Annotated in this window: 19 protein-coding genes; 7 read left to right on the forward strand and 12 right to left on the reverse strand. The window is 61.9% G+C overall.

Annotated elements, in window-relative coordinates; translation table 11 throughout:
* Positions 1–86 precede the first annotated feature (86 nt).
* Positions 87–428, forward strand: a complete 342-nt coding sequence (locus G489_RS21600; RefSeq protein ID WP_029040524.1) for a DUF6455 family protein — start codon at positions 87–89, stop codon at positions 426–428.
* 15 nt (positions 429–443) lie between these two features.
* Here the strand turns inward: G489_RS21600 and iaaH are convergent, their stop codons facing one another.
* Complete coding sequence (gene iaaH / locus G489_RS0104510; RefSeq protein ID WP_051332306.1) at positions 444–1,862, reverse strand: indoleacetamide hydrolase; 1,419 nt, start codon at positions 1,860–1,862, stop codon at positions 444–446.
* 305 nt (positions 1,863–2,167) lie between these two features.
* Between iaaH and G489_RS0104515 the strand changes: the two genes are divergently transcribed.
* Positions 2,168–2,773 carry a helix-turn-helix domain-containing protein gene (locus tag G489_RS0104515; RefSeq protein ID WP_281173296.1) on the forward strand — a complete coding sequence of 202 codons (606 nt, stop codon included), beginning with the start codon at positions 2,168–2,170 and terminating at the stop codon, positions 2,771–2,773.
* A gap of 83 nt (positions 2,774–2,856) precedes the next feature.
* Here G489_RS0104515 and G489_RS0104520 read toward each other — a convergent pair whose 3' ends face one another.
* The 4 genes from G489_RS0104520 to G489_RS0104535 form a co-directional block, all read right to left on the reverse strand.
* Positions 2,857–4,221, reverse strand: a complete 1,365-nt coding sequence (locus G489_RS0104520) for a TRAP transporter large permease (protein WP_029040527.1) — start codon at positions 4,219–4,221, stop codon at positions 2,857–2,859.
* Position 4,222: 1 nt separating this feature from the next.
* Entirely contained in the window at positions 4,223–4,738 is a 516-nt protein-coding gene (locus tag G489_RS0104525; RefSeq protein ID WP_029040528.1) for a TRAP transporter small permease, read from the reverse strand.
* Positions 4,739–4,741: 3 nt separating this feature from the next.
* On the reverse strand, positions 4,742–5,773 hold the full coding sequence (locus G489_RS0104530) for a TRAP transporter substrate-binding protein (RefSeq protein ID WP_051332361.1): 1,032 nt from the start codon (positions 5,771–5,773) through the stop codon (positions 4,742–4,744).
* 117 nt (positions 5,774–5,890) lie between these two features.
* Entirely contained in the window at positions 5,891–7,672 is a 1,782-nt protein-coding gene (locus tag G489_RS0104535) for a thiamine pyrophosphate-requiring protein (RefSeq protein WP_281173297.1), read from the reverse strand.
* Positions 7,673–7,843: 171 nt separating this feature from the next.
* Here G489_RS0104535 and G489_RS0104540 point away from each other — a divergent pair, with 171 nt between their 5' ends.
* Positions 7,844–8,599, forward strand: a complete 756-nt coding sequence (locus G489_RS0104540; RefSeq protein ID WP_029040531.1) for an IclR family transcriptional regulator — start codon at positions 7,844–7,846, stop codon at positions 8,597–8,599.
* A 76-nt stretch (positions 8,600–8,675) separates the two neighbouring features.
* Here G489_RS0104540 and G489_RS0104545 read toward each other — a convergent pair whose 3' ends face one another.
* From G489_RS0104545 to G489_RS0104555, 3 genes are all read right to left on the reverse strand, one after another.
* Positions 8,676–10,274 carry a GMC family oxidoreductase gene (locus tag G489_RS0104545; RefSeq protein WP_029040532.1) on the reverse strand — a complete coding sequence of 533 codons (1,599 nt, stop codon included), beginning with the start codon at positions 10,272–10,274 and terminating at the stop codon, positions 8,676–8,678.
* A gap of 51 nt (positions 10,275–10,325) precedes the next feature.
* Positions 10,326–11,756 (reverse strand): aldehyde dehydrogenase family protein, encoded by a 1,431-nt coding sequence (locus tag G489_RS0104550; protein ID WP_029040533.1) that lies wholly within the window; start codon positions 11,754–11,756, stop codon positions 10,326–10,328.
* A 126-nt stretch (positions 11,757–11,882) separates the two neighbouring features.
* Complete coding sequence (locus G489_RS0104555; RefSeq protein WP_051332308.1) at positions 11,883–12,812, reverse strand: helix-turn-helix domain-containing protein; 930 nt, start codon at positions 12,810–12,812, stop codon at positions 11,883–11,885.
* Between the two features lie 210 nt (positions 12,813–13,022).
* Between G489_RS0104555 and G489_RS0104560 the strand changes: the two genes are divergently transcribed.
* The 3 genes from G489_RS0104560 to G489_RS0104570 are packed head-to-tail and all read left to right on the forward strand — an operon-like array spanning position 13,023 to position 15,028.
* Positions 13,023–13,814 carry an SDR family NAD(P)-dependent oxidoreductase gene (locus G489_RS0104560; RefSeq protein ID WP_029040535.1) on the forward strand — a complete coding sequence of 264 codons (792 nt, stop codon included), beginning with the start codon at positions 13,023–13,025 and terminating at the stop codon, positions 13,812–13,814.
* Between the two features lie 18 nt (positions 13,815–13,832).
* A complete protein-coding gene (locus tag G489_RS0104565; protein ID WP_029040536.1) occupies positions 13,833–14,621 on the forward strand; it encodes a MoaF C-terminal domain-containing protein in 789 nt (262 codons plus the stop codon).
* A gap of 17 nt (positions 14,622–14,638) precedes the next feature.
* On the forward strand, positions 14,639–15,028 hold the full coding sequence (locus G489_RS0104570; RefSeq protein WP_029040537.1) for a nuclear transport factor 2 family protein: 390 nt from the start codon (positions 14,639–14,641) through the stop codon (positions 15,026–15,028).
* A 401-nt stretch (positions 15,029–15,429) separates the two neighbouring features.
* On the opposite strand, the gene G489_RS21605 is transcribed toward G489_RS0104570, so the two are convergent.
* The 4 genes from G489_RS21605 to dapA form a co-directional block, all read right to left on the reverse strand.
* Positions 15,430–16,359: an AraC family transcriptional regulator gene (locus G489_RS21605; protein ID WP_029040538.1), complete on the reverse strand. Its 930-nt coding sequence runs from the start codon at positions 16,357–16,359 to the stop codon at positions 15,430–15,432.
* A gap of 113 nt (positions 16,360–16,472) precedes the next feature.
* Positions 16,473–16,952, reverse strand: a complete 480-nt coding sequence (hpaR, locus tag G489_RS0104580; RefSeq protein ID WP_029040539.1) for a homoprotocatechuate degradation operon regulator HpaR — start codon at positions 16,950–16,952, stop codon at positions 16,473–16,475.
* Positions 16,953–17,010: 58 nt separating this feature from the next.
* The gene (locus tag G489_RS0104585) at positions 17,011–17,865 is read right to left on the reverse strand and encodes a fumarylacetoacetate hydrolase family protein (RefSeq protein ID WP_035871474.1); all 855 of its coding nucleotides are present in this window, start codon (positions 17,863–17,865) and stop codon (positions 17,011–17,013) included.
* Positions 17,865–18,767: a 4-hydroxy-tetrahydrodipicolinate synthase gene (gene dapA / locus G489_RS0104590; RefSeq protein WP_029040541.1), complete on the reverse strand. Its 903-nt coding sequence runs from the start codon at positions 18,765–18,767 to the stop codon at positions 17,865–17,867. Before dapA ends, G489_RS0104585 begins: the two co-directional genes overlap by 1 nt.
* Before the next feature lie 103 nt (positions 18,768–18,870).
* Between dapA and G489_RS0104595 the strand changes: the two genes are divergently transcribed.
* Positions 18,871–19,266: a 5-carboxymethyl-2-hydroxymuconate Delta-isomerase gene (locus G489_RS0104595; RefSeq protein WP_029040542.1), complete on the forward strand. Its 396-nt coding sequence runs from the start codon at positions 18,871–18,873 to the stop codon at positions 19,264–19,266.
* Position 19,267: the final 1 nt, after the last annotated feature.

Below are 19,267 nucleotides of genomic sequence, written 5' to 3' on the forward strand. Positions count from 1 at the left end.
TCCTGCGGGAAACCCGTACAACTTGACCTCGATCAAGGTGACTCCTTCGCGGTGGTGGTCTTCTGTCATCAACACAGGAGGATCCCATGCGATTCTTGAACAAGTTTTTCGGTGACAATGCCCTGGCCGGGGTGGATGGCGAACTGGTCGACGAGATGGCGCGCGATCTCCTGATGGCGCCTGCCGATCTGGTGGTCGCGGCGCATGCCGCAGGTGCTCCCGAATTGATGCCCGAAATGATGCGCGAGATCGGTCTCGACCCGGAGGCAATTCAGGCCGCCATGCCGGGGCTTTATCGCGACATGGCCGCAACCTGTGCGACGTGCCCGAGCCGCGACCGCTGCGAAGCGGAAATGGAGATGGGCACGGCCGGCAAACGGGTCGACGAATTCTGTCCGAATGCCTGGACCTTTGAAGGGCTCAAATAGCGGGTGCAGGACGCATCAATAAGGCCGCGGGCGGCAATCGATCGCCGTGGCCAGGGCTTGGGCAATGGCCAGAAGGCTTCTGTCCGACCCGCCGGGGCCATCGAGCTCCATGCCGATGGGCAGGCCGTCAATTGTTGTGCCGATCGGCATTGAAATGCCGGGCAAGCCGGCGTTGCTGCCTGGGTCCGTGTTGCGGATGAAGGCAGCGAAGGTCGCAACAGAACGGCCATTGAGCGTGACGAAGTCATCCCGTCCGATCTCCCGGGGCGGGAGGGGCGCGGTGGGAAACAGCACCGCGCCGACTTCCTTTTCCCTGAAATAGTTCTCATAAGCCGCGATCAGTTTCGGGCGCGCCACGTCGATCGCCTCGCGATACATGGATTCCGGGATGGCGTGTTCGCCAAAGCGCGGGACCAGCCCATGCAGGACATCGGGGCTCCTGACCGCGTCAATCAGGGACTGAATACTGACCCCTGTGTTCCATTCTTCAAGGAACGCGGGAATCTCCTGCGTGGCCTCATACATAGCGACCGGGAAGCCGACCGACAGGCTCAGCGCGGTGACGTCCGGGATATCGGCTTCGATCAGGATGACGCCCCAGCTCGCCAGGCGGTCCAGGAAGTCGTTGGCCGGTCCAGCGATTTCCGGATCGAGATCGTCCCAGAAATGGGCGCGGGGTATGCCAAGCCGAATATCGCCAAGGTTGAGATCGGGCAGGGTGTAAATGGTATCGGCCATGACCTGGTCGAGAAGCACCGCGTCATCCACCGTCTTGGTCATCGGGCCGGGCGTGTCCTTGGTGCTGGCCATCGGCACGATGCCGGTCGTCGGGTAGCGCCCAAGGCTTGGCCGGAACCCCACCAGACCGCAAAGAGCGGCAGGAAGGCGGACCGAGCCGCCCGTGTCGGTGCCGATGCCCGCTGGCATGATGCCGGCTGCAACCGCCGCTGCCGTGCCGCCGCTGGAGCCGCCGGGGATCAGGGTTTCGTCATAGGGATTGTGGATCGCGCCGGTCGCCGGATTGTTGCTGGTGATGCCGAAGGCGAGCTCATGCATGCCCGCCTTGGCACCGAGCAGGCCGCCGGCGTCAAACAGCCTGGTGGCGATCTCGGCGTTGCGGGGCGCACGATAGGATTTCAGCGCGGCTGTACCTGCATTGGTGGTTAGATGCGTCGTGGCGATATTGGCCTTGAGCGCCAGGGGAACGCCGCCAATGGCGCCGGTCTCCGCCAGCCGGTTCTGGTCCGCCATCGCCGCATCGGTGCGCAAGGCATGCCAGTCATGATCGGTCAGCGCGTTGAGAGAAGCCTTTTCGGTTGCCCGCCCGATCAGGGCTTCGGCCAGTTCGAGGCTTGAGAAGCTGCGTGCACGAAGGCCTGTCAGGGCTTCGCTCAGGCTGAGATCGCACAAGTCACTGGCGGTCGAAACTGGCATTCCGGCGTCCCTCGCTAACGGCAGAGCGGGCAGACTCTCATGCCCTTTCGGCAAATGACATCAGTCATTTTGCCGATAGCGGAGTTTTCCAGATTCTGTTGTGATTTCACGTAAGGGCCTGCCGAAGGCCCGAATGCGGCTATATTGCTGTGGATGGATTGGCACCAAACACGCGGGGACCGGCCCGGAACACGCCTTCCGGCTTGGGAAGGCAAGGGGGCTGTGCGATAAGATGCATGGCCACAAATTTGGGAACGGTCCGGAGGGGTGCGCGGCGGCATAGGATCTTACAGCGGGGGGAAATGATGACAGCAAGTGCGGCGGTTCAATCGCCGATTGAGACGGAGGCCGGTTTTGGTGTCCGCCTCGGTGAAAAGCTACGTCTGCGGCGCAAAGCCATGGGCAAAACCCTTCAGCAGGTTGCTGAAGAAACCGACCTGTCGGTGAGCTTTGTTTCGCAGGTCGAACGGGGACTGTCCGTCCCCTCACTCTCATCCTTCTACAAACTGGCAAAGGCCCTCAATGCGCCGATGGAAGAGGTTCTCGATCTCTCCATGGCCAAGGTGCCTGTCACGCGCAAAGGCGACAGGGAAGCCTTCGTGCTGGGCGAGCCGGCAGTGAAGTATGAGAAACTGAGCCCCGGATTTCCGGGAGCGAAGATCAACGTCATCATGATGCATCGTCCGGCCGGGGCAACGACCGAGGTGATGAGTCACGAAGGCGAAGAGTTCATCTATATTCTCAAGGGCGAAGTGCTCTATGAGCTTGATGATGAGCAATACCGTCTCAAAGAGGGCGACGCCATCCACTATCAGGCCGAACGGCCGCACCGCTGCGCAGCGGTCGGACCGGAAGACGCCATCGAGTTGTGGGTTGGCACCGTACCGCTTTTCGAGATGAACAAGGACTGACTGGCGGGCGGATTGCCCGTCGGTATCAAAAAGGCCCCGGCATCAGCCGGGGCCTTTTTGCCTTGCCTGGGCTGCGCGCCAGGCTAGCCCCCTAAGACCTGGGGCAGCCACAGCACAAGGATAGGCAGAGAGACCAGAACGGCAACGCGCACGATTTCTGCGGCGAAGAAGGGCATGACGCCCTTGAAGGTCTCGATCATGGGAACGTTTTTGGCCTGGGCCGAGATGATGAACACATTCATGCCCACCGGTGGCGTGATCAATCCCAGCTCGACCACGATAAGGGCCAAGATGCCGAACCACACCTTGAGGTCCTCGGTCGACATGCCGAAGGGCGATCCGTCGGCGCCGGCGAAGTCGCCGCCATTGAGCTGGGCGAGCACCGGCCAGAAGAACGGCACCGCCAGCAGGATCATCGACAGTGAATCCATCAGGCAGCCGAGAACGATCAGGGCGGCGAGCAGGATGATGAGGATCATCATCGGATGCAGACCCGAACCGACCATCCACTCGGCGGTGGCCTGGGGCACGCCGCCGCGTGCCATGAAGATTGACAGCAGCGCGGCGCCGAACAGGATCAGATAGATCATGCCGGCGGTTTGCGCCGTCTCCAGCAGCGCCGACTTCATTTCCTTCAGTCGGACGTCGCCGCGCCAGATACCATAGACGGTGACCAGGAACACGCCGACCGCGGCGGCCGGTGTGGGGTTGAACCAGCCGAAATAGATGCCGCCAATCACCAGCCCGAAAATGATGAGGACGGGCAGCACGCTGAAGGTTGCGGACCAGAACTCCTCGCGGCTGACGGCTTCGCCCGGCGGACCGGATTCGGGTTTGAACCGCACATAGATTGCGATGGTGACGAGGAAGAGCGCCACGGCGATAAGGCCCGGGATCATCGCCGCCTGGAACATGGTGACGATATTGGCCTCGACGATGATGGCGTAGATCACAAGAACCACCGAAGGCGGAATCAGGATGCCCAACACCCCGCCCGCGGCGACGGTGCCGGTGGCGAGGGCGCCGGAATATTTGAAGCGCTCGAGTTCGGGCAGGGCGACACGCCCCATGGTCGATGCCGTGGCGAGCGAGGAGCCGCAAACGGCGCCGAAGCCCGCGCAGGCGGCGATCGCCGACATGGCGACGCCGCCCCTGAAGCGGCCGAGCCAGGCATTGGCAGCGCGGAACAGGTCCGCCGAAAGACCCGCACGGGTCGAGATATTGCCCATCAGGACGAACATCGGCACGACCGATAGGTCATAAACCGAGAACCGGCTCCAGCCGAGGGTCTTGAGCTGGTTGAGGAAGATGGCGGGATCGCCGCCGAACAGGATGATCGAGCCAACCGAACCCACGAAGATCATCGCATAGGCGATGGGAACCCGGATTGCGATCAGCAGAATGAGAACGCCGAGACCGCCGAACCCGGTCAACAATGCCTGGCTCATATCAGCCCTTTCTCACGGTAGTGGCCGCATCGAACAGGGTGATGACCTGGGCGAGGAGCAGAAGGACAAGCGAGATAATGATGGGCACGAAGGCGTACCAGATCGGTATGCTCAGAATGGCGGTGGTTTCGGGGTATTTGATGTAGTCGAACATGCCGAGCCATGTCTGGCGGGTCATGACAGCCATGAAGATGATGGCGCCTACGGTGGCCAGAATGGTGAGGACGGCTACCCCGCGGGGCGGCAACCCCGAGGTAAAGATGTCGGCAGTCACATTGGCGCCGGTCAGCTGGGCGTAGGGCAGGAAGGCGAACACCGAGATCGCCACGCCCATCTGCACAAGCTCGAAATCTCCGGGAAAAGTGCGCCCGATGGTGGCGCCGCCCGTGACCGAGACGGTGCTCATCACCACGATTGCCATCAGCAGGAACCCGCCTGCCAACGCCCACCAGGTGATAAGACGGCGGGCGAGGCCAACCAGCCCCGCCCGCTCATCAGTGTTGTCAATGGCACTCATGCCTTATTGGCTCGAGTACTTGGCGATCAGCTCGCGGGCACGCTCCACAAGGGCGGCGCCGTCAATGCCTTCGCCAGAGACCTCTTCGATCCAGCGGTCAACAACCGGCTCAAGCTGGGTGTAGAAGGCTTCGGTTTCCTCTTCGCTGAGAACGATGTGCTCGTTACCGGCGTCGGTGGCCAGCTTGATGCCGAAATCGTCCGAAGCGCGCCAGATCTCGCCGACCTCACGGACCCAGTCCTCGCCGGAGGCATCGCGGAACGCCTTCTGGATGTCTTCAGGCAGGCCGTCCCAGCGGGCCCTGTTCATCGACACCTGGAAAGTGGTGGTGCCGAAGCGGGCCATGTCCGCGCCCTCGATCTGGTACTTGGTCTGATCCTGCAGCTTGAGCGGCGGGATGATTTCCCAGGGAATGAAGGCGCCGTCGACGACCTTCTTGGAGAGCGCCTGCGGCAGGTCCGGCACCGGCATGGCGACCGGGCTTGCGCCGAGCGCTTCGATGATCCAGGCGCCGGTCCGGGTCGGAATGCGCATCTGCAGACCTTCGAGATCGGCGGGCTTGCGCACTTCCTTGTCGACCATATGGATGCCCTGGCCGGCATGGACATGAAGGAACATCACTTCGACGCCTTCATACTCCTGCTTCAGGGTGTCTTCGAACATCTCGCGCATGGCGAGGTTGGTCGCGACCGGGTCGTTACGGTGAACATTGGGCAGTTCGAACACCTCGGTCCGCGGGAACAGGCCCGGGGTGTAGCCCTGCACGGTCCAGACGAGATCGACGACGCCGTCACGGACCTGGCGGATCAGCTCCGGGGGGGCGCCACCAAGGGTCATTGCGGGGTAGATTTCGATCTTCACCTGACCGCCGGAATTCTCCTCGACCTGCCTGGCCCAGGGTTCCAGCATCTGGGTCTGGGCCGGGGCACCGGCACCCAGAAAGTGATGCAGTTTGAATGTGTATTCCTGGGCCTGCGCGCTCACGGCACCGGCGACCAGACCGACAGCGGTCATCGCCAGGCCAAGCTTGGCCATCAGTTTATTCTTCATGATTTTCCTCCCATTGCGCAGAATTTGAACAGCCTTTTGCGCATGTGTCCAGAGCGGCCGTTCCAAGCGAAGTCTGAACACAGTGTCGTCAATTCAGACGTCCTATGCGATCTTCACCTCCAATAGGGCCGGGCCCTTTTTCTCCTCCACATGACGTATTGCCTTGGCCAGTGCGGCAGGCAGCTCGTCGGGCTGTTCCACCATCGCGGCATAGGCGCGGCTGGCCTCGGCAATCTTGGTAAAATCGGGTGTCGGTTCGAGTGTTGTCAAAGGCATTCGGTTGGCCTTGGCCGCATAGCCGTCCGGATAAAGTCCGGTCACTGAATGGCGGACCGCCGCCCATTCGGCATTGTTCACGATCACGATCAGCACCGGCAGGTTGAGCGCCTCGGCGATCTGATGGCAGGCGACCGGATTGGCGAACATGTAGGACCCGTCGCCCATGGTGGCGATGACCAGTCGATCGGGGGCGCCGAGCTTCATGCCAAGCGCACAGGGGAACGACCAGCCCAACCCTCCGGCATGGGGCTCCTGATGCCAGGAATTATGCTCGGTCAGAATGATCTGGTCGAGCGGGCAGCCGAGTTCCGACAGGACTGTCGCGTCCTTGCGGCCGGCGATGGCGTCCGACAGGCATTTCGACACATAGGCCTTGGACATCGGATACTCGGCCTTGGCAGCGGCATCCGCCTTTTCCCGCATGGCCCTTGCTGCGTTCCTGACCGGTTCCGCGCGTGCAGCGATGCGCTCGCTCGCCTCTTGCTTCAGTGCAGACAGCGCGTCGGCCAATGCTTCCATGGCCGGGGCCGTTTCCGAAACGATGGTCAGGTCGGAGCGGAAATTGCGAACCGGGGTGCGTGAGAACAGCGGGTCCGGCGCGATCTGGATGATTTTCGCATCGTCGCGCGGCGTGTGGACATCGGGCATCCACGGCGCCAGAGCATCGACCACAAGGACCACGTCCGCTTCCGAGATCCAGGGCTCTGGGTCGGTGCCGACATAGGTCGGGTGGTCTGTGGGGATGGCGGTTGCCACGGCCCACCACTGGCAGACCGGGATATTGAACTCACCGGCGAGTTTCGACAGGGCAGCGAAACCCGCCGGCGAGCCCGCGCCACGCTGTGCGAAGATGACAGGGTTTTTGGCCCCCGCCAACGCCGCCGCAGCGTCGCGGATCTGGTTCATGTCCGGGGCCGAAACCGCCGGTTGCATCGATGGTGGGCTATAGAGGCCCTCCGTCGGGCATGGTTCACATAGTACCTCGCGCGGAAGGGAAAGGTAAACCGGTCCCTTGGGTGTCGAGTTGGCAATTGCGCTCGCGCGGTCGAGTAATTCACCGATTTGTTCAGGGAATTTGAGCTCGTAGTCCCATTTGGTGGCTTCACGCACCAGCGCGGTCTGGTCGAACATCTCCTGTCCCCAGCCGATGGGGACGGTGCGGGCACCAAAACGGCCCTTTTCGGTCACCGGGGTGCGGCCGGAAAAGACCACCATGGGCACCTGGTCGATATTCGCATTGATGGTGCCGATAGAGCCATTGGCGAGACCGACATTGGTGTGCAGACCGACCGCCTGCGCCTTGCCGGTCGCGAAATAATAGCCGTGCGCCATGCCGAGGGCGGCGTGTTCGTGGGGCACGATGATGGCTTCGGGCAGAGCGACATCCTTGGCGGCAGCTTCCGCCAGGCCCTCGATCAGGGGCGGGAAGTCGGTGCCGGAATTGCAAAAGACATAATCAATGCCGATCGATTTGAGCCGGGCGAACATGGCAGCGCCGGCGGTAATCGTCGCGGCGCCATCGGCACCGAGTTCAGCGCTGTTTTCACCGTTCTGCGCGGTGGTTGTTTCGGCCTGTTTTTCCACCGCATCGCTTGCGATCGTCACACCTTACCCCGATACTTGTATTTCTATTTTTGAAATGATACTTTTGATTATTGTTGATTACTCAATCCGGGCTGTCAACGGCTTCCGTGCCAGTGAAGGGTATGGTACCAGAAAATATTTCGCGTGTTAACTAACTCGGGTCTTCAAGGCCCGTCAGCTCTTGAGGACCCAGTGGCGTCGCAACTCAACAATTCAGTGATCCGAGGATTCGCGATTCTCGACCTGTTCACCCCGGATCGTCCGCAGCTTTCGAGCGGCGAGGTCGCGTCCGCGCTCGGCATGAACAATGTGACGGCGCATCGTTTCCTCAAGAGCCTTGAGGCGGCGGGTGCGCTGATCGCGGTGCGAAAGGGGCAATACCGGCTCGGCTACAGGCTGCTCGATCTAGCGGCGCGGGCAGCGGACGAGCACAACCTCGTCAGCCGCCTTCAGCCGGTGCTCAACGAGCTTGCCGAAAAGGTCAATGAATCGGTGATGGCCACCCGGTTCGACGGGCGCTGGACGACCTGTGTGGCCACCGCCTATTCGAGCCGCGCGGTGGCATTCAACGCACGCATCGGCGCACGCTTCGAGAGCCATGCCACGGCTAATGGCAAGATCTGGTTGGCTAATCTCGAACCGGCGGCTTTCAAGCGCTATCTCGATTCAACCCCACTCGAGCGGATTTCGGAGAATACGCTGGCGGATCGCGATGAGTTGGTGCGCGACATCGAAGCCACCCGCGAGCGCGGCTACGCGATCAACGAGCAGGAGCGCGAGATCGACCTGCATGCGGTCGCCGTGCCGATCAAGAGCCGGGAAGGGGTAATGGTCGCGGGCGTCTCGATTTTCGGTCCCTCCGCCCGTTTCGACCACAAGGCCTCTGAAGCGGCACTTCCCTTGCTGTTCGAGGCTGCGAAATCGGCACAGGACGTGCTCTACGGCTAGCCTTTTAGGCCTGACCCTAAAAAGAAAACGCCCCGCACGAGCGGGGCGTTGTCGTTTCGGCAATGCGCTGAAGGGCTCAGCCTGCCAGTTTGTGCTTGCCCATGATGTCCCGTGCGCAGCGCTCTGCGATCATCATCACCGGTGCGTTGGTATTGCCGCTGACCAGCGTCGGCATCACCGAGGCATCGGCGACGCGAAGGCCTTCGATCCCGTGCACCTTCAGATCCGGACCGACCACCGCCATCTTGTCGGTTTCGGGGCTCATCTTGCAGGTCCCCGAAGGATGGAACACGGTCTTCGAAGTCGAGCGCACATGCTGCTCGAGCGCCGAGCGGTCGTTCTCGATGCCTTCTTCGGGCAGCACACGGCGCTTCATGATGCTCGCCAGCGCGGGGGCCTTGAGGATCCTGATGCCAAGCTGTACGGCACGAACCATGATCTCGACATCCCAGGGGTCGGTGTAACCGCCGGCATCGAACAGAGCGGGATCCTTGGGATTGGAGGACCGCAGTTTCACCGATCCACGGGATTTCGGCCTCAGATTGCACGGGCTCATGGTGATGCCGTGGCCATTATAGGGCTCACGGTCCACGAAGCCGACAAGGGTTGGCAGGGTGTGGAACTGCACATCCACCACGCCGTCCCCGGTCAGATCGGCAAAGGCACCGCATTCGACCACGTTCGAGGACAGAATGCCGGTCCGGGTCAGCATGTATTGCAGACCGTGGCGCATGGCCTTGAGGCCCTTGTCCTGTCCCAGCAGCGAGATCGGGTCCTTGCTCTCGCCCTGCACCGGCACTTCGAGGTGATCCTGGAAGTTCTCCCCGACACCGGGCAGATCATGCACCACTTCGATGCCGTGGCCCGAAATCTCCTCGGCATTGCCGATGCCAGAAATCTGCATCAGGCGCGGGGTTTCGATAGCGCCTGCGCACATGATGATTTCGCCACCGCAGGCGATGCGCTCGCCGGTCTCCATTTCCACGCCGACAGCCTTGTTGCCCTCGAACAGGATCCGGGCGACGCGGCGCCGGGTCATGATGTTGAGGTTCTGCCGGCCTTCGGCCTTGCGCAGGAACGCCTGTGCCGAGCTCCAACGGCGGCCGTTGTGGGTCGTCGTCTGGTAGAACCCGGCCCCTTCCTGGCTGGCACCGTTGAAATCGTCATTGGCGGGAATGCCCGCTTCGGTGCAGGCCTTCACGAATGCCTTGCTCAGCGGATGCTGGTAGCGCGTGCGCGAAACATGCAACTCGCCGGAATCCCCGTGAAACTGGTCGTGGATGACATGGTTGTGCTCGAGGTCGCGGAAGACCGGCAGCACGTCGTCATAGGACCAGCCGCGATTGCCCATCTGGGCCCAGTTGTCATAGTCGGCCGCCGCACCGCGGATATAGACCATGGCGTTGACCGAGCTGCCGCCACCGATCACGTGTCCTTGCGGAATGTAGTTGGTGCGGTTGGCAAAACTCTCGGTCGGCTCACCCTCGTAAATCTTCACATCGATGCCCTTCTCCATGACCTTGAAGAAGGTGGCCGGGATGTGAATCCACGGGTCGCGGTCCTTGCGACCGGATTCAATGAGAAGAACCCGGTTGCCCGGGTTCTCCGAAAGGCGGGAGGCCATCACACAGCCTGAGGAGCCCCCGCCCACGACGATATAGTCGTATCGTTCCATTGTTATTGTCGTTCCCTCTAATCGTTCCCTTCCCCGCGGCAGCCGGGGATGTCAGCTCCACACGGTCTGCATGGAGGTGAACTCGGCGAGACCTTCCTTGCCGAACTGGGTGCCAAAGCCCGAAGACTTGACGCCACCGAACGGCGCGTCGGGCCGGATCGGGCTATGGTCATTGATCCAGGCGGTGCCGCATTCGAGGCGCTTGGCCAGTTCGCGGGCACCTTGCACATCGCGCGACCAGATCGAGCCGCCGAGCCCGTTCGGGTTGTCATTGGCGCGGTCGATGACTTCATCGATATCGGTGTAGCGCACGATCGGCAGAACCGGGCCGAACTGTTCTTCGTCGACCAGCGACAGGCCATTGTCGACATCGGCGATCAGGGTGATCGGATAGAAGAAACCATCCTTGTCGGGATCGCCGGAGGGCGAGCCGCCGATCAGCACGCGGCCACCCTGGGCCTTGGCTTCCTCGACCATGCGGTTGACGATGTCGTACTGCATGCGGTTCTGGAGAGGGCCGAGCAGGTTATCTTCGTCAGTGCCGACGCCCATCTTGACCGTCTTGGCGTATTCAACCAGCGCGTCGCACACCTCGTCATAGATGGAATCGTGGACATAAAGGCGCTTGAGTGCGGCGCAAGTCTGACCGTTATTGATGAAGGCGCCCCAGAACATCTTCTCGGCCATGGCCTTGGCGTCGGCGTCGGGCAAAACGATGCCGGCGTCATTGCCGCCGAGTTCGAGGGTCAAGCGCTTGACGGTCTCGGCCGCCGACCGCATCACCGCCTTGCCGGTCTTGGTGGAGCCGGTGAAGGAGATCTTGGCGATGTCCGGGTGTGCGCTCATGGCAGCGCCGAGCGAGGTTTCGCCCGGAATGTCCTGGCCGGTGACGATGTTGAGGACGCCGGCCGGGAGCACCTGGTTCATCAGTTCGACGGCGCGCAGCGTGGCCAGCGGCGTATTGGGGGAGGGCTTGATGACGACGGTATTGCCGGCGCGGATCGCGGGGATCATGTGCCAGATGCCGATCATCAGCGGCCAATTCCAGGGCGGGATCGAGCCGACGACACCGAGCGGCTTGTGATAGACCTCGACCTTGGCCTCGTTGTCGTCCTGGATGACCTCGACGCCCAGCGAGATCGAGGCATTGTAGCGGGTCCAGGCGACGGCACCGCCAACCTCGAAGCGCGAGCCGGCGCCGTTGAGGGTCTTGCCCTGTTCGGCCGTCAGGATCTGCGCCAGTTCCTCGGCATTCTGTTCGAGCACATCGGCTACGGCCATGCAGGCCTTCGAGCGTTCCTCGTCGCTCGTCACGCTCCAGGTCTCGAACGCGGTCTTGGCGGCGGCGACGGCCTTATCGAGGTCGGCCATCGTCGCCGCCGGCGCGTTGCCGACAATCTCGCCGGTCGCGGGGTTCTTGACCGCAAAGGTCTTCTCGGTGGCCAGGGGCTGGCCGTTAATGGTGAGCGCGTAATCTGCCATGGTTTCCTCCGTCAATTGGCCGGAATGCGGCCAGTTTGACCAAGGAGTCTGCCGAAACGCCCCTTCGGCGTCTTGGACAGAGGCGACGACGGCATTGTCTCGCGCGACGGCTGAGCGAATGAAGAGTCAGTTCAACCGGATGGCGAAGGCGCCCGGCGAACAGCCAAAGGCACGGCGGAAAGCACGGTTGAAATAGGAAAGATCGTTGAACCCGGCCTCGAAGGCGATGGTCGAAATCAAATCATGGCGTTGGCCATTGGCCCGGGCGATGAGCTGGTCGCGGGCGTGATCGAGCCGGCGCTGCAGAAGCCTCTTGCTTGGCGTGTCGCCGGTCGACGCGAAGAGGCGCTGAAGCTGGCGCGTGGTCAGGCCCAGATCCGATGCCATGCCGGCGATCGTCAGGTCGGGATCCGCATAGTTTTGCTCGATATACTTGTCGGCCTGCACAAGGCTTGAGGAGAAGGCGGTGTCTGCCCGACCTTCGCGCTCGGCCAGCACCGACCCGATCAGGCCGAAAAGCGCTTCGCCCAGATGATGATTGACCGGGCTGTCGGGATCGCCCGCAAACAGCTTGGCCATCACTGCATGCATGGCAATCGAAAGCGGGTCGGCGCGGTAGAGCATGGTTCCACCGGTGAGCTGATGGCCAAAACGCGAGACCATCTCAGTGCGCGGCAGGTGAAGCGAAATCTGGTGCGAGAAATCACCGGAGAACACGAAATCCGAGGTCCGGGTGGAATCGATGATGATCATGTCGCCGGGACTGAGCTCAGGGCCCTCACCATCCTGCAGCATGCGGGCCTTGCCCTTTTCCTGCAGGATGAGGAAGAAATGTTCGCCATCGTCACGCCGGATGCCGTCGCGATCCCGAGACACGCGGTCGATATCAAGGCTCACCCGCGCAATATCGAGGCGCCCGCGCCGTTCAAGGCCGACGCCGCCGGTTACGACGTCGCGCCGGCCGAAAGGGTAGGTCGTGAACTCGCCACAGGCCTGGCGCAGATCGGTCTGCACCTGGTCGAGCGGGATCAACGATGTGTTGGCCTTGGTCAGCATTGGCGGCATCCTATGCTGGCATGCCGAACACCGCAAACGCCCAATGGTCGCGGCTTGCAGATGGCCGGTGCCGGTGCAACGCAGAGACACTGTGTCGCGCGGTCTGGCACTCTCAGTCAATTTTGCGGTCTCGCTGGGGCAAGACAATTTTGCCGAAAGGGTGCAGTTTCGCGCGAAAACCCGGTGACGGGAGAGGCACAGGAGGATCTCATGGATTTCAAGAACAAGACCGCGATCATCACCGGCGGTGGCACCGGGATCGGCGCGGCTGTGGCCAAGAAAATCGCCGAGGCTGGCGGCAATGTGGTTCTGGTCGGACGGCGGATCGAGCCGTTGGAGGCCGTGGCCAAGGACGTGGGCGGCCTCGCCATTGCGGCTGATGCGGCAGACAAGGATGCCATGAAGGGCGTGCTGGATCAGGTCATCGCCAAATACGGCCAGCTCGATGTGCTGGTGGCCAATGCCGGTGGCGGCGGGGTGGGCCCGACGCTCGAGATGTCGGACGAGGTTTGGGCGGGCGCGGTACGCTCCAATCTCAACACACTTTTCGTGGCGGCGCGCACCGTGCTGCCCGAGCTGATCAAATCAAGGGGCGCGATCGTTGTCGTCTCCTCGATAGCCGGGTTGTTCTCGGGCCCGAATGCGGCCGGCTATGTGACCATGAAACATGCCTGTATCGGGCTGGCAAAGTCGCTTGCGCGCGACTTCGGCCGCAAGGGCGTCAATACCAACACGGTTTGCCCGGGGTGGGTGCGCACCCCGCTCGCCGATGGCGAAATGGCCGAGATGATGGAAATCCAGGGTCTGACGGACGTCGAGGAAGCCTACAAACTGGCGACTAAGGATGTGCCGATCAACAGGCCTGCAACGCCGATGGAAGTCGCCAATGTCATTGCTTTTCTCGCCTCCGGCGATGCGGCGATGGTCAACGGCGCAGTCGTGACGGTCGACGGCGGCGCGACGACCGTCGATCTGCCGACCCTCGGCTTTGTGGAAGACTAAGCGAAGGAGTAGCCAACTGTGGCGCAGGAGAACCCCAAGGACTGGAAGACATATGACGAGTTCGCCTACGGGATCGAGACGAACCGTCTACCATTGAGCGATACGCTCGAGGGCACCAGTCACACCGTGACCTTCAACGATGGCCGCGTGTTGTCGTTCGAGATTGCGGGCCAGCACATCAAGTGGACCGACAATGGTGAGACTGGCGAGGATGACGGCGAGATCATTGAAGTCGGCCCCGACACTTTCTTCATCGAGATTCCGTTCGAGGCTCATCCCAAAGATGCCGAGACCCTGATCATGAATGTCGAGACGCGCCGTGCGCTCTCGATCTATTCGCATATCCGGGAAAAGGAAGAGGCTGTCGGCGAACCGCAAGTCGCCCATATCTTCCGTCCGGGCATTGTCGGAGATGTGAATGTGCCGCCGACCGGCCCCGAGCCCGCGGAAACCCGCGATCTCATCGGGCTTCGGGCGCACTTCACCTATTCGCCCAACCATGTGTATGAACACACCTATCTGTCGTCCAAGCGGTATGCTTGGCAGAACCTGGTGGGTGTGCAGCGCGGCCATGGCGATGTCGATATGGCGACGACCTACAAGTTCGACGACAACATGTATGTGTTCACTTTCCGGGAGTTCAAGATCCCGGTCGCCTCGACTTTCTTCTACAATTTCAATGACATGCGCTCGACAGGGAAGTTCCTGGGCATTACTGGCGACGGCCGCGTCCAGAACAGCCCCGCAGGCGCCTTTATCCGCAAGGTCTCCATGACCTTCTACAATCCGGGCGAAGAACCGGTTTAACAGGAGAGAACTCATCCATGTCAAAGGCTTACGATATCGTCAAAGCCCATTATGACGCTTCCGAGCGCGGTGATCTCGACGGCATGATGGCCGATTTCGCCGACAATATCCTCTGGACGGAAATGGACGGCGCTTCAACTGCCGGCACTTTCACCGGGCGCGATGAAATCATCCAGAACGTTTTTGTTCCCATCGGCAATGATTGGGATGGCTTCGGGGTCAATCTCGAGCGTCTGATCGATGGGGGCGACGATATCGTCGCCCTCGGCTGGTACGAGGCCAAGCACAAGAAGACCGGCAAGACGCTGAAGGCGCGCATGGCCCATGTGTGGACCGTTGAAGGCGACAAGATCGTCCGCTTCCAGCAATTCGCCGACACCAAGGTGCTCGACGACGCCGAGCATTGATTGGTCTGCAGACGGACTGAACCAAAGGGCGTCCTGCGGGCGCCCTTTTTCGTTGGAGGAACCGGATTTGCTGTTCCCTCGGGCCGCCCCGGACCTGATCCGGGGCCTTTCCGCTATCTGGTTCCGGTCGTTTCTTGCCTCACGCTGGCGGACTGGCCGGGACAGCATGGGGGGTGGAATTTTTGCTAACCCCTCGACCGTCAGCCCGGCGAAAGCCGGGGCCCAGTAACCCGTGCCGCTCATTATCGGCCCATAGTACCAAAGGTTCAGCGAGTACTGGATTCCGGCTTCCGCCAGAATGACGGCAGAGAGAGCGGCAGCGCCACAATCCCCAAACTTCATCCTGAGCCTCCTGAGCTGGTCGAAGGGCGAGGGTCGGGCAAAAATCCGCCGCCGGTGCCTCAGAAGCTCTTGAGCTGGCGCGGGGTCTGGCCGAAGCGCTTGCGGAACGCGCGGGAGAAATGCGCGCTTGACGAAAAACCGCAGGCAAAGGCCACTGCCGAGATCGACTTGCTCTGATTGGCCGGATCGCCCAATGCCGCAAGCGCGCGGTCAAGGCGGCAATCCCAGATATAGCGTGCCGGGGTCGTACCGATCGAGGCGAAGGCGCGAAACACATAGCGGCGCGAACACCCGATATGGGCGGCGATCAGATCGACATCGAGTTCGGCATTGTCGAGATGGGTGTCGATATAGCTGCGCATTCGGGCCAGCGCGTGTGTGCGCGGATCGGATGTGACCACCTCAGGCGCGGCGCCTGCCAGGCCCGCGCACAGCCGCGCCAGTGTCGAGCCGATCTGGGCTCGTGCCTGGCGGTTGAGATCGGCGGTTTCTGCCATGGCCGACCGGATCAGTTCGCCCACGATGCGAGCCGGGCCATGGGCTGCGTTGGGTACCACCAGCGGCATGCCTGTCGCCCAGAATGGCAGGGGAGCGAAGCGGTGCCTCGGGATTTGCAGCACGTAGTGCGAGACAGCGGCATCGCAGTTGATGGAATGCGCCTGGTGAGGGTCGAAGAGCAGTGCCATGCCGGGGATCAGTGCGGCGGCGAAACGGCCCTGGCGAAAGCTCGCTGTGCCGGAGACTGGCACGATGTATTTGATCGGCATGGCCGGCAGGCTGCGTTCCGCCTTGGTGGACGAGCGGCTGACCGTGTGGGCCGGGGCATCGAGGCGGGAGAGGCGGCACTCGCCAAGCATGATCGAGCGAAGTTCCGCATTGGCCTCGCCGGGATCGAGAAAGGCAAGAAACAGGTCGCCGAAGAGCTCATGGGCAAGTGGGGCGAAGTCAGGGCCGATCCCCGAAAGGGGCTCGAGATCAGTGGTGTCCAAACACGCCTCCTTGCCACGCCGCATCTTCTCGCAGCCGATTGCCGCCCGAAATCGGAACGCCTGACCGCACAAGACAGCCCGAGGGGCCCCGAATCAGCGGTCAGCGACGGCACTTAGCGCTTCATAGCCACGGTCAATTCTTCGAGCATATCGAGCAGGGTGGTGATCTGGTCGGGCCCGAAGCGGCGTTCGAGCTCAGCATAGATGGATTGGCCTTCGGGAGCCACACTCTGGATCAGCTCGGTGCCGGTGTCGGAGATGCGGATCATCGAGCGCCGCCCGTCCTCTGCATGAGGCTGGCGGTGGATGAGCCCGCGCTCGTCGAGCGAGCGCAGGATACGTGTCAGGCTGGGCGCCAGAATGCAGGCACGTTCCGCAAGGGCTGTGGCGTCGATCTCGCCATACTCCTTGAGGATACGCAGCACGCGCCACTGCTGTTCGGTGACGTCGTATTTGGCGAGCATGGGGCGGAACCGGGCCATAACCGCTTCACGGGCGCGCAGGAGCGCCATCGGCAGCGATCGCGACGTTTCCTTGGGAAACAGCAAATCGTCCACGTGAGTGACGAGCGAAGAGACCTGGGTATCGTCCATATTACCTCATGCTCGCAGCCTGCATGATACGGCAGTTACGTACAATTACTGGCGCAATTTACGCTTCCGCTACAACACCATTGCGCAGCGTGCCGATTCTGTCTACCTGCACTTCAATCTCGTCGCCGGGCTTGAGCCAGATCGGCGGATCGAAACGCGCGCCAGCGCCCGTGGGGGTGCCGGTGGCGATCAGGTCACCGGGCTGCAGCGCGGTGAAGCTCGAAATATAGGACATGATCCGGGCGATCGGGAAGGCCATGGACGCCGTTGTGTCCTTCTGGCGGACTTCGCCATTGACCCGTGTCTCAAGCGAAAGGTTCGTGAGATCGATCCCCGAGATGTCGGTTTCGACCCAGGGGCCGATGCCGCCGGTCTTGTCGAAGTTCTTGCCCTGGGTGACGTTGAACTTGCCGTGCCGGATCCAGTCGCGGATCGAGCCTTCGTTCATGATCGTCAGCCCACCGATGTGATCGCGAGTGTCGGCTTCGGCGATCCGGCGGCCGGCCTTGCCGACGACGACGACGATTTCGCCTTCATAATCGAGCTGTTCGGATTCCTTGGGGATCACCAGATTCTCGTCATGGGCGACGAAGCTGGCCGGCGTCCGCATGAACAGCGAGGGATATTTCGGGGCCTCGGACCCGTCCTTATATTCCTCGTTCCGGTTCTGGTAGTTGACGCCGACGCAAAAGATGCGCGGAGCGTCGGGCAGAGGCTGGTCAAGCGTGACTTCGCCCAGCGCCATGTCCGGGTCGCCATTGCGCGCGGCTTCTTCAGCCTCGGCCAGGCGGTTTTCGGCCAGCATGGCGCGGATCGAGGTCATGCCGGTGCGGCGGGTGAGGTCCACGACGCCGTCATCCTTGACGGCGCCGATGGCGTGACCGGTTCGGGTCCAGAAAGTGACCAGCCGCATCAGATCAGGCCCGTATGCTTGAGGACGCCGTCGAGCTTCTTCTCGATCTCGGGGGTGGCGGGCATCAGCGGGATGCGATGCTCATTCTCGGGCATGATGCCGAGGCGCTTCATCATATACTTCATCGGGATCGGGTTGATGTCGTAGAACACCGCCTTGTTGATCTCGAAAAGCTGGTGATGCAGTTCGCGGCCCTTGTTGAGGTCGCCGGCCCAGACCGCTTCGCACATCTCGGCGAGGGGCTTGGGACGCAGATTGCCGACCGCGTTCATCAGGCCGCAGGCGCCGACGGCCATCATCGGGAAGGACAGTTCCTCGAGGCCCACAAAGATGCGCAGGTCTGGGCTGATGGCTTCGAAAAGGTCGGAGACATAGCCGAGGTCGAGCGAGGCGTGCTTCATGCCGACAAAGGTCGGGCAAACCTTGTCGATCTCGACAGCGGTCTCGACCTTCACGTCGACCGCGGCACGGCCCGGGATGTGATAGATCATCCAGGGCTTGTTATGCAGCTCGTTGAGGCGGCGGTAGTATTCGACCAGGCCGCGCTGCGGGGGGCGCGAGTAATAGGGTGTCACGATCAACAGCGCATCGACGCCATCCTTGGCGGCGGCGTGCCTGGTCAGCGCTTCGGTTTCCGCATAGCTCTGCGAGCCGGTCGCAGCGACGACAGTCAGCCTGCCGGCAGCGGCCTCTACCGCCACGTCGACGATCTTGTTGCGCTCCTCGACGGTCAGCGAGGCGGGCTCCGACGTGGTGCCGTTCACCAGGATGCCGTGCGAACCTTCCTTGGCCTGGAATTCAACCAGGCCGGCATAGGCATCATAATCGACTGCGCCGTTCTTGAACGGTGTGACGAGCGGGGGGATCGACCCTCTGAGTTGATCGGGTGCCAGGGTAAGCATGACATCTCCTCGTTGATCAAAGTGACAGGATTGGACTTGACATCCTTGTTTTGGTAGTTAACATGTTAATCAAAGCGGTGCAACGGCAAACTTTGGAGAATCCATGCCCCACTTTATCATGGAGTATTCGGCCAATCTCGAAGGCCGCGTCGATATGACGGGACTGTGCCGGCATATCCGTCAAACCATGATGGATACTGACGCCTTCGAGACCGGCGCGGTGCGGGTGCGCGCCATTCGCTGCGATCACTACGCGATTGCGGACGAGCTGCCGGAGAACGGGTTCATCGACATGTCGTTGCGCATGGGGGCGGGGCGTCCGGAAGAGCTGCGCAAGGAGGTTGGTGAAGCAATCTTCGAGGCTGCCGGGACCTATCTCGCCGCGCTTTTCGAGACGCCGCATTTTGCGCTCTCGCTTGAAATTCGTGAAATCAGTCCGGCCCTGAGCTGGAAGAAGAATGCCATGCATCCGAGACTGCGTGCCAAGGAGGCCAAGTAAC

Origin of the sequence: Cucumibacter marinus DSM 18995 (assembly GCF_000429865.1) — a bacterium.
GTDB lineage: Bacteria > Pseudomonadota > Alphaproteobacteria > Rhizobiales > Devosiaceae > Cucumibacter > Cucumibacter marinus.